This is a genomic window from Flavobacterium sp. 22659 (assembly GCF_052044235.1).
GTDB classification, from domain to species: domain Bacteria; phylum Bacteroidota; class Bacteroidia; order Flavobacteriales; family Flavobacteriaceae; genus Flavobacterium; species Flavobacterium johnsoniae.
On record NZ_JBQEMU010000002.1, the window covers coordinates 81,049 to 96,513 of the forward strand.

Below are 15,465 nucleotides of genomic sequence, written 5' to 3' on the forward strand. Positions count from 1 at the left end.
TCAAACTAACAGCAGGAATTACTTATCGTAATTTCAAAAAACAATTCAGAAAAAATCAATCAAAAAAGAACATTAAATATCAAATAAATGAAAGCAAAGATATTTTTAGCGCACTTTTTTATACTGGGTTTATCTCAGGTTTCAGCGCAGTTTAAAACTACAATTCCGCTGCGGAAAGATGTAGTGCACGGAACTTTAAATAACGGAATGCAGTATTTTATTCTGCATAATGAATGGCCGAAAGAAAGAGCCGACTTTTATTTTGTGCAGAATGTAGGTGCTATTTTAGAAGATGACAATCAAAACGGACTGGCGCATTTTCTGGAACACATGGCCTTTAACGGAACAGAACATTTTAAAGGAAAAGGAATCATTAATATGCTGGCAAAACATGGTGTTACTTTCGGGCGTGATATTAATGCCTATACAGCACATGACGAAACGGTTTACAATATTAGCAATGTGCCGGTTAAAAATCCTGTTCTATTAGATTCCTGTTTATATGTTTTACACGATTGGTCAGGATTTTTGTCTTTAAAAGATGCTGAAATTGATGCCGAAAGAGGTGTAATTCACGAAGAATGGCGTACCAGAAGAAACGCTGATCTGCGAATAGGGTCGCAGCTGGAACCTGTTTTATACAATGGTTCAAAATATGGAAAAAGAGACGTTTTAGGCGATATGGATCTTATCGATCATTTCAAATACAAACAACTTAGGGATTATTATAAAAAATGGTATCTGCCAAATCATCAGGCAGTAGTAATTGTGGGCGATATCGATCCTGCAAAAATAGAACAGCAGGTAAAAAAAATAATGGGATCAATTCCAATGCCTTCAAATCCGGCAGAACGCACTTATGAATCGATTCCGGATAATGATAAACTGCTGTACAAACTGGCAGTTGACAAAGAAGCTCAGAAAACCTCAATTACATTCAATTTTAAAAAGAACAAACCGCTTGTTCAGGATTTTACAGAATTTGAAAACAGCATTGCAGAACAATTAGCGCTGCAAATGATGAACAATCGTTTTAGAGAATATATTGTAAACAATGAAACTGCTTTATTATCAGCAGGTGTAAGCCATTCGAGTTTAACACGTTTGTCTTCATTATTTACCTTAACCGTAAATCCTAAAAACGGCAGATTGTTAGAAGCCTTTCAACAAGCTTATACCGAATATGAAAGAGCAATTCAAAATGGTTTTACAAAAGAAGAACTCGATCGTGTAAAAGAAAATATGCGTACTGGTTATCAAAATCAGTTAAAAAACAAAGATAAAATCAGTAATGAAAGCTGGGCTTCGCAATTACAGAATTACTTTTTAGAAGCTTCGCCTGTAATGAGTCTGGAAGAAGAAGTTGAATTTGTAAAATCGACTTTGGATAAATTGGATATTAATCAGGTTAATAAACTATTCCGTGCGCTTCCAACAGAGAAAAACCAGATTTTAACCGTTTCTGGTCCGGAAAAAGAAAATGTGACTTATCCAGCTGAAACTGATTATACAACTGCAATTAAAAAAATAAAAGAACAAAAATTAGAACCTTACACCGAAACAATTGCAAATACAGATTTAGTAACTGATAAACTGACTGCAAAACCAGTTTCTAAGAAATTTGAAATTAAAGGAATTGCAGCAGCAAAAGGATATGTTTTGGCAAACGGAGCAAAAGTCATTATTTACCCAACAACTTTAGCTCAGGATCAAATTTTGTTTTCAGCTTTTAGTCCCGGCGGGGTTTCTGTACTTCCTGAAAAAGATTTGGCATCTTCGCAGATTGCTACAGTTTTAGCCAAAAATTCAGGATTGGGAGATTTTAAAGTAACCGATCTTCAAAAACAGCTTTCAGGAAAAACCGTAAAAGTAAGTCCGTTTATTGGCGAGCATTACGAAGGTTTCAGCGGAAGTTCAGTAAAAAAAGATCTGGAAACGCTTTTAGAACTCACTTATTTATACTTTAAAAATCCAAGATTTGAAACTCAGGCCTATAAACGTATTATTGATTATTACAACAATGCGCTTGAAAATGTAAACGAAAACAACAGTAAAATATTTGGCGATACGATTGCTTTATTAGATACCAATCATAATAAAAGAACTTTTTTGTTAAGCAAAGAAAACCTGAATCAGCTTAAGTTTGATGATGCTTCGAGAATCTATAAAGAACGCATTTCTAATGCTTCAGATTTTACATTTGTATTTGTTGGAAACATTGCCGAAAGCGATCTTGAAACCATTAATAAATATTTAGGGAATATTTCAGGAAATCAAACTCAGGAAAAATTTACCGATCATAAAATAAGAATGGCAAAAGGATCTGCCAAAGAAAAACTGGTAAGAGAAATGAGTGTTCCTAAAACCAGTATTTATGTACATATTGAAAACAGAAGCGTTATTTTTTCTGAGAAAAACCAAATTATGGCGTATATGCTTTCGCAGTTGTTAGACAAACGTTATTTAGATAAAATCAGAGAAGACGAGGGCGGAAGCTACGGTGTACAAACAGAAAGCGCATTGTCTAAAAATCCATCTCCGGTTTTTTCTCTACGTGTGAGTTTTGACTGCAATCCCGAAAAAGACGCTAAACTGCTTCAAATAGTGTATGATGAATTAGATACCATCGTAAAAAGTGATGTTTCAGAAAAAGATTTATCAGATATAAAAGAAGATTTAATAAAAAGCAATCAGCAGAATATCAAAGCAAATTCATACTGGATGAACATTATTGTCGATCAGTTAAAAACAGGAGACAAGTTTGTAAGCAGTGCCGAATATGAAAAACTAATTAAAAGCATTTCTGTAAAAGACATTAAAAAATATGCAGGCGAAGTATTGCCAAAAGCAGATAAAGTAGAAGTTGTAATGCAGCCCAAAACAAACGAAAGGACTTTAAAATAGACTTTCATTATTCTAAGAACGGCAATTCTTTACTTTAATTTTAATAGTCTCTGGAAAGAAAAAAACTTATGTTTCTTTTAAATTTGAATTAGTTATAAAATTTGTAGACTAGAAAGAGCTGTTTTGCCGGACAGCTCTTTTATTTTTTAATAAGCCCAGTTAATATATAACGGTTTATTCATCCAGTGAAAATTTATAACTGAAAATGCAAAAGGAGATCTGTTGAGCAAAATATCATAAGCTCTTTTTTCTACTCTAAGTTCCCATTTGTCTTCCAGTTCGCTGAGAATTCCGTCGCGAATAAACCAATTTCCTCGAAAACCATCTACAGAACAGTCTCCAATTTCAGGCCAATGACTAATTACTGCATGTAACAAGCCTTGAATTAAGTCTCTTTCCTGATTTGTAATTTCAATTTCATCAGTAACTTTATCAGTTACAGAAAGACCGCATAAAACTTTATTCAGCGGTAAATACACTTCATCAGTGTTAGGCAGTCCGGTAACAACATACTGCAAATATTTTACAGCCTTTTTTTGATTTTCTAAACTAGTGAATTTGTTATTGACTGTAAGTTCAAGTCTTTCAAAAAGCATTGGAATGTAATTATTTATAATTACTACTCCAGCATTCCGTACAGCAATATCATTTTTAGTTGGAGTCTTCATCTTTAAAACTTCCATTCGGGGGTATTTTTTGGTTAGTTAACAGCGATATAAAATTATAAATCTTTTCGTAATAAAGCACAAGTATTTATACCTAAAAATGAAAAACACTTAGAATTAATTAATAATGTGAGTAAAAAACAAAAAACACTTGAAGATTTAATAATTCTGAATACCAAAACAAGCAGGAAATTTGTACTTTAGTAAAATACTTGCATTTGGTTAAAGCCGCAAGTCGTTTTTTTAATATTAAAATAGAAGTAAATGCCTTGGAATCCAGAAGTATACAATACGTTTAAAGACATTCGTTATAAACCATTTTATGATTTGGCTGATTTGATAAAGCCAGTCAAAAATAATAAAGCTATTGATTTAGGATGCGGTACAGGCGAACAAACCGCTATTTTAGCAGATAAATTTAAAGAAGTCCATTTTCTTGGTGTTGATTCTTCGGCAGAAATGCTGGAAAAATCAAAAGCATTAGAAACAGAAAACCTGCATTTTCGCAGAGCATCAACCGAAGAAATGATTGAAAATGCCGAAAAATGGGATTTAATTTTTAGCAATGCCGCTTTGCAATGGTCGAATAATCATGAAGTTTTGTTTCCTAAATTGATAAACCTTCTTAATTCAAAAGGCCAGTTTGCAGTACAAATGCCGGTACAGCCAGAAAATAAACTCAACAAAATTTTAATCGAATTAGTAAACGAAGAACCTTTTAAAACGTATCTGAAAGGATTTAAAAGAGATTCACCGGTTTTGAGTATTGATGAATATGCGCAGATACTATTTGACAGCGGTCTCGAAGATATTCAAATCATGCAGAAAGTGTATCCCATAATTGCAAACGATCACGATACGTTATATAATTTCATTTCAGGTTCAGCTTTAATTCCATACATGGAAAAACTTGAAGGCGGACAGAAAGAACTTTTTATAAAAACATACAAAGAAAGAATAGCAGAAAGTTTTCCAAAACTTCCGGCGATTTATTCTTTTAAAAGACTTTTGCTTTACGGAACAAAAGCATAAATACTGATTTTCTAAACACATTACAATATGAAAGCATTAGTAATTGGGGCGACAGGCTCAACAGGAAAGTTTTTAACAGAAGAGCTTCTTAATGATAACGATTATACTTCGGTTGTAACTTTTGTTAGAAAACCTTCCGGGAAAACGCATCTTAAATTAACAGAACATATTGTCGATTTTGAAAACGTTGGGCATCTTAAAAATTTAATTACAGGCGATGTTTTGTTTTCCTGCCTCGGAACTACTTTAAAAGCAGCAGGCTCAAAAGAAAAACAATGGAAAATAGATTTTGATATTCCCGCCGCATTTGCTGCAGAAGCACAAATAAATCAGGTAAAATCGTTTGTTTTGGTTTCTTCTTATGGTGCATCGGCTCAAAGCAGTGTTTTTTATTCTAAGATGAAAGGAAAACTCGAAGATTATATTGCTGCTCTTAATTTTGAGCAGTACATTATTTTTAGACCTGGACCACTAGTACGACAAGATTCTGACCGATTGGGCGAAAAAATAGCCGTAAAAGTTATAGGAATACTCAACAAAATTGGACTTTTTAAAAAATTTAAGCCGCTTGAAACTTCACTTTTGGCAAAGAAAATAGTGAAAGCTCCAAAAATCCTTTCCTCTGGAACTACGATAGTTGAACTCAATAAAATTTTTGAATTTTAAAAGTTGGCCTTTAAAACACAAAAATTTGACAGAAATTGGGTTTGCTTTTTTTAATAATTGGAAATGTTTTTTTATAAATTTGTTTTAGAGAGAAGTAAAAAAACAATTTAACTTTTCTAAAAAATCACTATTATTACCTCTTATGACTACAAATACAGCCGCGTCTCTGTCTTCAGATTTTTTAACACATATAAAAACTCAAACTTCAGATTCTCATAAAAAATTAGAAAGCCTTCCTGTTTCTGCTTCTATCTTATCTCCGGACATGAAAATAGAAGATTATATACATTATCTTAATTTAATGCATGATGTTCACAAAAACACAGAAGAGCTTGTTTATCCGCTGCTTTCAGAAATTATCCCGGATTTAGACCAAAGAAAAAAGAAACATTTAATAGAAGAAGATCTTTTATTTCTTAACCACAATAAAACTGACTCATTTAAAGTTTTTGATAGAACAGAGATGAGCGTGCCTTTTGCTCTTGGCGTATTTTATGTTATAGAAGGGTCGAGCTTAGGCGGAAGATTTATATTAAAAAATATTGTAAACAACCCACAGCTTTCTAATGATCAGGGCGTATCGTATTTTAAAGGTTATGGAGATAAAACAGGCAGTTATTGGAAAAATTTCCTAAATGTGCTTGCAGAGTATGAACAAAATAATAATTGCGCAAATAGTATTATAGAAGGAGCTGTATATGCTTTTGATAGTATTTACAATCATTTCGGGAGCATAAAAAAATAATGAATATTAAAGATATAGTCAATCGCGATCTTGTTACCTTAACCAATTGTGAACACGAACCCATACATATCCCGGGAAGTATCCAGCCTCACGGTTTTTTGATAGGTCTTGATTCTGATTGGAAAATAGATTTCTGCACAGCAAATATTTCTTTATTTGTCGATTTACAGCATACCGATATTTTAGGGAAAAATTTTACAGCTATTTTTGGTTTACAACAACAAGAACAAATTCTTGATTATATCAATGAAGATAAAATTCAGAATGTATTTCCTTTAGAAATTAATTTATTAGGAAAGTCATTTCAGGTCAGCATACATAAAAGTCATGATATTTATGTGCTGGAAGCAGAACCTAAATTTGCCGACAGAGAAAAACTGGCCGATGTTTACACACAAACGATTCAGTTTGTGACCCAAATGAATAATACATCTTCTCTTAAAGACTTGTGTGCGCTGGTTGCAGAAGGAACACGGGAAATTACAGGTTATGACCGTGTAATGATCTATAAGTTTGACGAGCAGTATAACGGAGAAGTATTTGCCGAAAGCTGCCGTGAAGATCTCGAACCATTTTTAGGGTTACATTATCCGCATACTGATATTCCGGTTCAGGCCAGAGAATTGTATATCAAAAATCAGCTTCGATTAATTGTAGATATTGATTATAAACCCGTTCCAATATTTACGATTGATGATAATAAAGAAAATAAAAATCTCGATTTAAGCCTTTCTATATTAAGAAGTACGTCTCCAATTCATGTAGAATATTTAAAAAATATGGGAGTTGGCGCAACACTTACCATTTCGCTTATTCATCACGACAGACTTTGGGGATTAATTGCCTGTCATCATTATTCTAAAAAGAATATTTCGCCGGAAATTAGACTGGCTGCAAAACTTCAGGGACAGTTTATAACCTCTCAAATTGATATCAGGCAATCGAATGATGAGAATGTAAGCGCGCACAAAGCATCTTTAGCTCTTGAGGAACTAACAAGTTTAGAATTGCCACTTTCAGACGACTCATTAGAAACGATTGTCAATACTCAGGAAATTTTAAATTTATGCAATGCCTCTGGTGTATCTGTTTCAACAAAGGATAAAATTTATAAAAGTGCTTTAGCACCTTCTGATGAATATATTAAAACCTTAACAGAGCAGATTACCAAACAAATACAGGATAAAACTTTTGTTACCAATAAGCTGAGCGATTATTTTTCTGAAATAGAACATTGTCCTGATTTTGCAGGTATTTTGTATCATTCTCTAGACAGTCACAGCCATATTATTTGGTACAGATCCGAAACAATATCTGAAATTAATTGGGGAGGAGATCCGGAAAAAGCGATTGTAAAGGATAATAACGGACTGCATCCTCGAAATTCATTTAATATTTGGAAACAGATTATAAAAAACCAGAGCAATACCTGGAAACAATATGAAATAAACACGGCAATACACTATTCGCATACGCTTCACAATCACTTAATGCTGATAATGCTCAGCAAGGAAGAAGAAAAATATCGTACGCAGAGTGAGGTATTGAAAGAAACCAATTCAGAACTTGAAAACATCAACTGGATTAGTACACACGATTTACAGGAACCCCTGCGTAAAATTCAGATGATTACTTCAAAAATGCTTACTGAACTTGATGTTATTCCTCTGGAATCTATTCACAGCTCATTAGTAAGAGTTTCAAAATCAGCAGGCAGAATGAGAATTTTGCTCGAAGATATTTTAAAATTTACCAGAATAAAAAATTCCAGAGATGTACTGCAAAAAGTAGATTTAAATCAAATTTTAAAAACTACAACGGCAGACATGAAAGAAAACATCAAAGAAAGCAAAGCGGTAATACAAAGCGAAAACCTTCCGGAGGTTTATGCCGTAAGTTTTTTAATGAGACAGCTGTTTTCAAATATTATTCAAAATTCACTAAAATATGCATCGCCGGACAAATCTCCTGTTATTAAAATTACGGCCTCTCAGGAACCTGAACTGTTTGGGCATTTAAATAAAATTTACTGCCATTGGGTTAGTTTTTCGGACAACGGAATTGGTTTTGAACAAAAGTATGCCGAAACGATTTTTAAAGTTTTTTCCAGACTTCATAATCAGGATGAATATACCGGTTCTGGAGTTGGTCTGGCTTTATGTAAAAAAATCATGCAGACCGTTGGAGGTAATATTGAAGCTGTTGGAAAAGTTGGAGAAGGGACCGAAATAAAAATTTATTTTCCGTGTGACCCGGAAGAAACCCTTTTGTAATTATATCCATTCTCCCGAAGCATCATAATTGCCGGGTAAATAAGTAAGATACTGTACCATTCTGGGGTTCTTGCCTTTATTTGGTGTTGCACAATGCGGTAAAGTACTATCCCAGATTATAAAATCGCCAGTATTGCCAATTATAGGTTCCGGTTTTAGTGTTAGAAGAGCTTTCTGTCTCGGATCTTCATTTGGTTCCAGATTATTCAGCCAGTCATTTATTTTAGTATGAAAGCCAGGCACACAATGAAAAGCACCGTCATCCGGACCGCAGTCCGTAAGATAAAGCAGTCCCTGAAGTCCAAAAACAATAGGCTGTTTTAAACTCGTATCCCAATGAAGTCCGCTTCCTAAAAAACTAAAACTTTCATTTTCAGGCGGATTAAAACTTACTTTGTCAATAGTTTTGTAAATATTCTTTGAATTGTAAAGCTGTTCATACGCTTTTTTTATTTTGGGAGAAAATCGGTTTTTATTTAAAGTTTCATGATCAGAAAAATTAAGCATTAAACCTTTTTGATCCGGATGTCTCTTATACCAGGTTTCGTTATTATCAGGTTCCATTTCCAAGTATTCCCAAATAGCCTTTTGAGCCGCTTCGCAGTCGCTTTTTGAAACAGCATTTTTTACGATTACATAACCGTTTTCATTCCAAAATTGAAGATCTTTTTCAGAAAGAACATCCTCTATGCAGTCTTCATCAACTAAGGTTGCTTTCTTTTGCCTGCTGGTAATCCATGTTTTAAAAGTTTCAAAATCAGGTTTTTCAAAATATAAAAACTGCAGAGTATCTTCCATGCTTATCCCCAGCTCATATAAAGTCTTAATTTCCAGATCCCAGGTTTGAGAAGTCTCGGCAGCAGTAATTTTTACTGGCTGTATAGAACGTTTCCATAGTTTTTCAAGAATAGTCCAAGGCATAGAATGAATATTTTTTTCAAGTGAAATTAAAAAAATGAATTGACTTGAAACCAAGTAATAGTACGTGATTTTTGTTCCTTTTATTTAATACAAGAATGCCCAAAAACAGTTTCTTTATCAAAATATAATAATTTAAGTTAGGTTTATTTTGTTTCATAAAGTAAATTTGCGTTGTGCCGCGAAAAATAGCTTACATATTTGTTTTTATTATAATGTCAAACATTGGCATTTTTCAGCAGTTTTATAAACTGCCGGTATTAATTGAGCATTTTCAAGAGCACCAGCAAAAAAGAAACTTAAGTTTCATTGATTTTCTGGAAATGCATTATTGGGGCGAAGATGAAAATGACAATGATGCTGACCGCGATATGCAGCTTCCTTTCAAGAATATTTCGGGACACTCATTACAGCTTGTTTTTGTTCCTGTAGAAAAACCGGTAATCTGCTTTCCTTTTAATTCCGGATTTTCAGAATACCGTATTATACCATACACTTCAAATTTACATTCGAATCCCGCTTTATTCGGCGTGTTCAGACCACCTTTAGCATAATTATTTTTTAAAGAATTCTCTTTGCGGTTAAGGCATTTTTATGTTTTAACGGCATTGTATTTATTTCTAAAAATTTAATACATTATGCTTAATAAAATCATTCAGTTCTCAGTTAAAAATAAACTGGTAATTGGGATCTTTACACTGCTGTGGATTATCTACGGCGTGTTTGAAGTAACCCGTTTACCAATTGATGCCGTTCCTGACATCACCAACAATCAGGTTCAGATTATTACAACCGCTCCGTCACTGGGTGCAGAAGATGTTGAACGTCTTATAACTTTCCCGATAGAACAAGCTATAAGCAATATACCGCAGTTAAAAGAAAGCCGCAGTATTTCGCGTTTCGGGCTTTCGCTTGTTACCATTGTTTTCTCAGATGATACCGATGTGTATTGGGCGCGCCAGCAGGTTACAGAACGTTTGCAGAAAGTAGAAATTCCCGAAAATGCCAGTTTACCCGAAATGGCGCCTGCAACAACAGGTCTAGGTGAAATCTATCAGTATGTTTTAAAGCCTCAGCCCGGTTTTGAGAAAAAATATTCGCTTGAAGATTTACGAACAATCCAGGACTGGACTATTCGCAGACAGCTTTTAGGAACGCCCGGAATTGCTGATGTAGCCACTTTTGGGGGAAAATTGAAACAATATGAAATTGCAGTAAATCCAGCCCGGTTAAAAGCACAAAACCTGACTATAAAAGAAGTTTTTACCGCATTGAGCAGTAATAACGAAAACACAGGCGGTGCTTATATTGAAAAAGGCCCTACTGTATTATATATCCGAAGTGTGGGGCTTACCCGAAACATTAAAGATATTCAGAATATCATTGTAAAAAATACGCAGGCCCGAACACCTATTTTAATAAAAGATGTTGCCGAAGTAAAAATGTCTTCGGCTATACGTTACGGCGCTTTAACAACCGATGATTTTGGAGAATCAGTAGGAGGAATTGTCATGATGTTAAAAGGCGAAAATGCCAATAATGTTATTGCAACCGTAAAAAAACGTGTTACAGAAATAGAAAAAATCCTGCCGGAAGGTTTAAAAATAGAACCCTTTCTGGATCGTACCAAAATGGTAGATAATGCGATTGGTACTGTAGAAAAAAATCTAATCGAAGGTGCATTGATTGTAGTTTTAGTTCTGGTGCTTTTTCTCGGAAATTTAAGAGCCGGATTTATTGTTGCATCTGTAATTCCGTTAGCGATGTTATTTGCCATTATTATGATGAATACTTTTGGCGTAAGCGGTAATTTAATGAGTCTTGGCGCGCTCGATTTTGGTTTAATTGTAGATGGAGCCGTAATTATTGTCGAAGCCATTCTGCATCATATGCACAGCGCCAAAAAGTATAAAAACGTCGATTCTGTTTCGCAGGAAGAAATGGATAAAGAAGTTACCGGATCGGCAGGGCGAATGATGAACGCGGCTGTTTTTGGACAGATTATTATCCTGATCGTATATCTTCCAATATTATCATTAGAAGGCATTGAAGGGAAAATGTTCAAACCAATGGCACAGACAGTTGCTTTTGCTATTTTGGGTGCTTTTATACTATCCTTGACTTATGTGCCAATGGTAAGTTCTTTATTCATCAGTAAAAAAATAAGTCATAAACCAAATTTCTCCGACAGGATTATGGCAAAACTGGAAATCTATTATGAAAACTGGCTTTCGAAAGCACTTAATATTAGAAAAGCAATTGTAGTTTCTGCCTTTGTTTTATTTGGAATTGCTTTGATATTGTTTGCCAGAATGGGAGGAGAGTTTATCCCGCAGTTAGAAGAAGGCGATTTTGCAGTAGAAACCAGATTACTGCTGGGAACCAATCTTTCGACCACAACAGAAACCATCCAGAAAATATCAACTGAACTAAAAAATAAATATCCAGAAGTCGAAAAAGTAGTTTCGAGAATTGGAAGTGCCGAAATTCCAACCGACCCAATGCCAATTGAAGGCGGCGATATGATTATTGTTCTGAAAGATAAATCAGAATGGACAAGTGCATCATCTTTCCCTGAAATGGCTGATAAAATGACCGAAACGGTAAAGCAGATTGCTCCGGGAGTTACAACTGGTTTTCAGTTTCCGGTTCAAATGCGTTTTAACGAATTAATGACGGGAGCCAAACAAGATTTGGTATGCAAGATTTACGGCGAAGATTTAAATAAACTTGCGGAATATGCTGAGAAACTGGGAGCTATAAGCAAAACCGTTTCGGGAGCGACAGATTTGTATGTTGAAAAAGTAACCGGAATGCCTCAAATTGTAATTGATTACGAATGGGCAGAAATGGCAAAATACGGGATTTATGTATCTGATATAAATAAAACCGTAAACGCAGCTTTTGCCGGAGCTGCAGCCGGAAGTATTTATGAAGGTGAAAAACGATTTGATATGGTCGTTAGGGTTGAAGACAGCGGCAGAAAAGATATTTCGGATGTTCGTAATTTATTAATTGCCACACCATCCGGAATGCAGATTCCGCTTTATCAGGTGGCTTCTGTAAAAGAAGTCGAAGGACCAAACCAAATACAGCGTGAAGATGCTAAACGCAGAATTATCGTTGGTTTTAATGTCCGCGGACGCGACGTTCAGTCTATTGTAGAAGAATTACAGAAAAAAGTCGAAACGCAGATCAAATTTGATCCGGGTTATTATATTACGTATGGCGGAACGTTCGAAAACTTACAGCAGGCAAAATCAAGACTTGGTGTTGCTGTTCCTGCCGCTTTATTTATGATTTTGGCATTATTGTATTTTGCTTTTAGATCGTTTAAAGAAGGTTTAATCATTTTTACCGCAATTCCTTTATCCGCAATTGGAGGCGTTTTTGGACTGGCTTTGCGCGATATGCCTTTTAGTATTTCGGCTGGAGTTGGTTTTATAGCCCTTTTTGGAGTAGCGGTTTTAAACGGAATTGTTTTGATATCAGAGTTTAACCGAATTCAAAAACAAGGTGAAGTTTCAGATCCTTTTCAAATTATTATTATCGGAACCAAAAACCGACTTCGACCTGTATTAATGACGGCTGCTGTGGCATCTTTAGGATTTCTTCCAATGGCTTTAAGCAACGGAGCGGGAGCAGAAGTACAGCGTCCGCTGGCAACAGTTGTAATTGGCGGACTTATTACAGCAACACTTCTTACGCTGTTTGTTCTTCCGTCTATTTATTTAATGACGTTTCACACTAAAGTATTTTCTAAAAAAATGAAAAAACATACAATAGATAAACTGACTTTATTGTTAATTGGTTTATTGGTTACAGCTTCGGTTCAATCACAGCAAAAGCCAATTTCGCTTGAAGAATCGTTGTCAAAAGCGATTCAGTATAATAAAAGAATCAAGGCCGCACAATTGAATGAAAAATCAAAAGAGCAGCTTCAAAAATCGGCTTTTGATATTCCAAAAACCGTTGTCGATGCAGATTACGGACAGTTTAACAGCGGCGTAAATGATACACGTTTCGGCGTAAGCCAGACTTTTGCTTTTCCTACCGTTTATGCACATCAAAAAAAGGCTTTAAAGGAAAATTATAATTCGGCAAAAGCGCAGTCTCAATTGACTTCTCAACAGATTAAATCAAATGTAAGAAACTTGTTTTACGATTATATCTGGCTGAAAAGCAAAAAAGATTTATTGACTTATGCCGATTCTATTTATCGATTAATGGAACAAAAAGCATCGCTTCGCTATAAAGTAGGAGAAACGAATGTTTTAGAAAAAACCGCTTCGCAGTCGGCAAGACAGTTTTATTCAAATCAGCTTACAATGATTAATAAAGATCTGGCAATAACACTGAATTCGTTTAATGCCGTTCTTCAGGACAGCACAGTTTATGAACCTGCGTCGAATAAAATTAAAAATGATTTTAATTTTTCGGTAAATGAAAAATCAGATGTTGCTTCACTTCCACAGGTACAGCTTTCGAATCATGAAGCCGAAGCCGCAAAATGGAAATGGAGATCAGAACAAGCTAAAATGATGCCTGATATTACTTTGGGTTATAATAATTTAAGTATTATAGGCACTCAGACCAATTCGGCCGGTCAGGATGTGTATTACGACAGCAGCCACAGGTTTAATTATGTAAATGTCGGACTTTCGATTCCGTTGTTTTTTTCCAGTCAGTCAGCACGAAACAAAGCATCAAAGATCGAATACGAAAATTACAAAGCGCAGGCAGAAACTATTAAAATTGAAACCAAAGCAGAAATTAGTAATGCCGTAAGCGAGATTGAGAAATACAAAGAAAGTCTGCTGTATTATGAAAATGACGGTCTCAAAAACGCTTCGATTATTATTGATGCGGCAAACAGCCAGCTTGAAAATGGAGATATTGATTATCTGCAATGGGTAATGGTTATCAATCAGGCTGTAACGATAAAAAACGAATATTTAGACATGGTTAACAGCTATAATAAAGCGGTTAATACTCTTCAAACTCTTCAAAATTTATAAAAATGAAAACTTATATAACAGCTGTTTTATGTCTTGTTTTGATGATATCATGCAAAAGCGATAAAAAAGAAGAACAAAAAACTGAAGTACAAAAACAGGAAAACACAATTGAATTAAGCGATTCGCAGGTAAAAAACGCCGGATTGGCAACAGGAAATCCTGAGGAGAAAAATGTAAAAGGAATTTTAGAACTGCAGGGAACTGTTACGGTGCCTCCCAAAAGCGTTGTGAGCGTAAGTATTCCGTTAGGCGGTTACATCAAAAAAACCGATTTAATGGCGGGAATGCATGTTAGAAAAGGACAGTTATTGGCTGTAGTCGAAGATATGCAGTACATTCAGCTGCAACAGGATTATTTAACTGCAAAAGAAAAATACCAGCTGTCTCAAAGTGAATATAACAGACAAAAAGAACTGAACGCAAAAAAAGCAAGCAGCGATAAATTGTTTGAACAAACTGCTGCAGAAATGCAGACACAGCGCATTTATATGGCATCGCTGGCACAAAAACTTTCTTTGTCAGGCATTAATGTAAAAACATTATCAGCTTCTAATATCAGTAAAACGGTTTCGGTTCTTTCGCCTATAAACGGTTTGGTTTCTAAAGTAAATGTAAACGTTGGAAAATATATTTCTCCTACTGATATGCTTTTTGAATTAATGGAAACCAGCGATGTAGTTTTGGTTATGAATGCTTTTGAAAAAGATGTTCATCTGCTTTCTGTTGGGCAGACTGTTTCTGTTTTTACCAATGCCGATCCTTCAAAAAAATATGCCGCAAAAATTGCTTACATTAATCAAAGTCTTAACGGAGACCGTGCAGCCGAAGTTGTCTGTAAATTAAACACATACAACAATGCATTAATTCCCGGTTTATTTATTAATGCCGAAGCTGAATTTGAAAACGAAAAAGCGCTTACAGTTCCCGAAGATGCGATTGTAAAATGGCAGAATAAGTTTTATGTTTTTTCAAATACTGAAAACCAAAAATATAAAATGATTCCGGTTGAAACAGGAAGTTCCAGTAACGGATACCGACAGATTAAATCATCTTTAATAGATAAATCCTCAAAAATTGTAATCAAAAATGCTTATACGCTTTTAATGACTTTTATGAATGGAGGTGATAATTAACAACAAAACAAATAATATAAAACAAAAGGCTGTCAATTTAGACAGCCTTTTTTGATTTAATAAGCCTTCATTAAAATTTACCTTATTCTGTTATAATAATACCTTTTAGCG

Annotated in this window: 10 protein-coding genes; 8 read left to right on the plus strand and 2 right to left on the minus strand. The window is 34.7% G+C overall.

Translation table 11 applies throughout. From position 1 onward, the window contains the following. Positions 1-87 precede the first annotated feature (87 nt). On the plus strand, positions 88-2,904 hold the full coding sequence (locus tag ACTJIW_RS02570; RefSeq protein WP_440715629.1) for a M16 family metallopeptidase: 2,817 nt from the start codon (positions 88-90) through the stop codon (positions 2,902-2,904). 146 nt (positions 2,905-3,050) lie between these two features. Here the strand turns inward: ACTJIW_RS02570 and ACTJIW_RS02575 are convergent, their stop codons facing one another. Beyond that, positions 3,051-3,587: a contractile injection system tape measure protein gene (locus ACTJIW_RS02575; protein ID WP_440715630.1), complete on the minus strand. Its 537-nt coding sequence runs from the start codon at positions 3,585-3,587 to the stop codon at positions 3,051-3,053. 246 nt (positions 3,588-3,833) lie between these two features. Between ACTJIW_RS02575 and ACTJIW_RS02580 the strand changes: the two genes are divergently transcribed. The 4 genes from ACTJIW_RS02580 (at position 3,834) to ACTJIW_RS02595 (ending at position 8,285) form a co-directional block, all read left to right on the plus strand. Then, the gene (locus ACTJIW_RS02580; protein WP_440715631.1) at positions 3,834-4,601 is read left to right on the plus strand and encodes a methyltransferase domain-containing protein; all 768 of its coding nucleotides are present in this window, start codon (positions 3,834-3,836) and stop codon (positions 4,599-4,601) included. Positions 4,602-4,628: 27 nt separating this feature from the next. Then, complete coding sequence (locus ACTJIW_RS02585; protein WP_440715632.1) at positions 4,629-5,267, plus strand: NAD(P)H-binding protein; 639 nt, start codon at positions 4,629-4,631, stop codon at positions 5,265-5,267. A gap of 142 nt (positions 5,268-5,409) precedes the next feature. Further along, positions 5,410-6,012: a biliverdin-producing heme oxygenase gene (locus ACTJIW_RS02590; protein ID WP_440715633.1), complete on the plus strand. Its 603-nt coding sequence runs from the start codon at positions 5,410-5,412 to the stop codon at positions 6,010-6,012. Next, positions 6,012-8,285: an ATP-binding protein gene (locus ACTJIW_RS02595; RefSeq protein WP_440715634.1), complete on the plus strand. Its 2,274-nt coding sequence runs from the start codon at positions 6,012-6,014 to the stop codon at positions 8,283-8,285. Before ACTJIW_RS02590 ends, ACTJIW_RS02595 begins: the two co-directional genes overlap by 1 nt. On the opposite strand, the gene ACTJIW_RS02600 is transcribed toward ACTJIW_RS02595, so the two are convergent. Beyond that, a complete protein-coding gene (locus ACTJIW_RS02600) occupies positions 8,286-9,206 on the minus strand; it encodes a phytanoyl-CoA dioxygenase family protein (protein ID WP_440715635.1) in 921 nt (306 codons plus the stop codon). A gap of 212 nt (positions 9,207-9,418) precedes the next feature. Between ACTJIW_RS02600 and ACTJIW_RS02605 the strand changes: the two genes are divergently transcribed. From ACTJIW_RS02605 to ACTJIW_RS02615, 3 genes are all read left to right on the plus strand, one after another. Beyond that, positions 9,419-9,757 (plus strand): hypothetical protein, encoded by a 339-nt coding sequence (locus ACTJIW_RS02605; RefSeq protein WP_274250293.1) that lies wholly within the window; start codon positions 9,419-9,421, stop codon positions 9,755-9,757. Between the two features lie 84 nt (positions 9,758-9,841). Next, entirely contained in the window at positions 9,842-14,221 is a 4,380-nt protein-coding gene (locus ACTJIW_RS02610) for a CusA/CzcA family heavy metal efflux RND transporter (RefSeq protein WP_440715636.1), read from the plus strand. A gap of 2 nt (positions 14,222-14,223) precedes the next feature. Next, positions 14,224-15,354, plus strand: coding sequence for an efflux RND transporter periplasmic adaptor subunit (locus ACTJIW_RS02615; RefSeq protein WP_440715637.1), 1,131 nt, complete (start codon positions 14,224-14,226; stop codon positions 15,352-15,354). The last annotated feature ends 111 nt before the right edge of the window (positions 15,355-15,465 follow it).

Excerpts from the sequence above, each read along its gene's own strand:
- ACTJIW_RS02605 (WP_274250293.1), top strand. The coding sequence starts at position 9,419 with ATGTCAAACATTGGCATTTTTCAGCAGTTTTATAAACTGCCGGTATTA.
- ACTJIW_RS02600 (WP_440715635.1), bottom strand. The coding sequence starts at position 9,206 with ATGCCTTGGACTATTCTTGAAAAACTATGGAAACGTTCTATACAGCCA.
- ACTJIW_RS02590 (WP_440715633.1), top strand. The coding sequence starts at position 5,410 with ATGACTACAAATACAGCCGCGTCTCTGTCTTCAGATTTTTTAACACAT.
- ACTJIW_RS02610 (WP_440715636.1), top strand. The coding sequence starts at position 9,842 with ATGCTTAATAAAATCATTCAGTTCTCAGTTAAAAATAAACTGGTAATT.
- ACTJIW_RS02580 (WP_440715631.1), top strand. The coding sequence starts at position 3,834 with ATGCCTTGGAATCCAGAAGTATACAATACGTTTAAAGACATTCGTTAT.
- ACTJIW_RS02570 (WP_440715629.1), top strand. The coding sequence starts at position 88 with ATGAAAGCAAAGATATTTTTAGCGCACTTTTTTATACTGGGTTTATCT.
- ACTJIW_RS02615 (WP_440715637.1), top strand. The coding sequence starts at position 14,224 with ATGAAAACTTATATAACAGCTGTTTTATGTCTTGTTTTGATGATATCA.
- ACTJIW_RS02595 (WP_440715634.1), top strand. The coding sequence starts at position 6,012 with ATGAATATTAAAGATATAGTCAATCGCGATCTTGTTACCTTAACCAAT.
- ACTJIW_RS02575 (WP_440715630.1), bottom strand. The coding sequence starts at position 3,587 with ATGGAAGTTTTAAAGATGAAGACTCCAACTAAAAATGATATTGCTGTA.
- ACTJIW_RS02585 (WP_440715632.1), top strand. The coding sequence starts at position 4,629 with ATGAAAGCATTAGTAATTGGGGCGACAGGCTCAACAGGAAAGTTTTTA.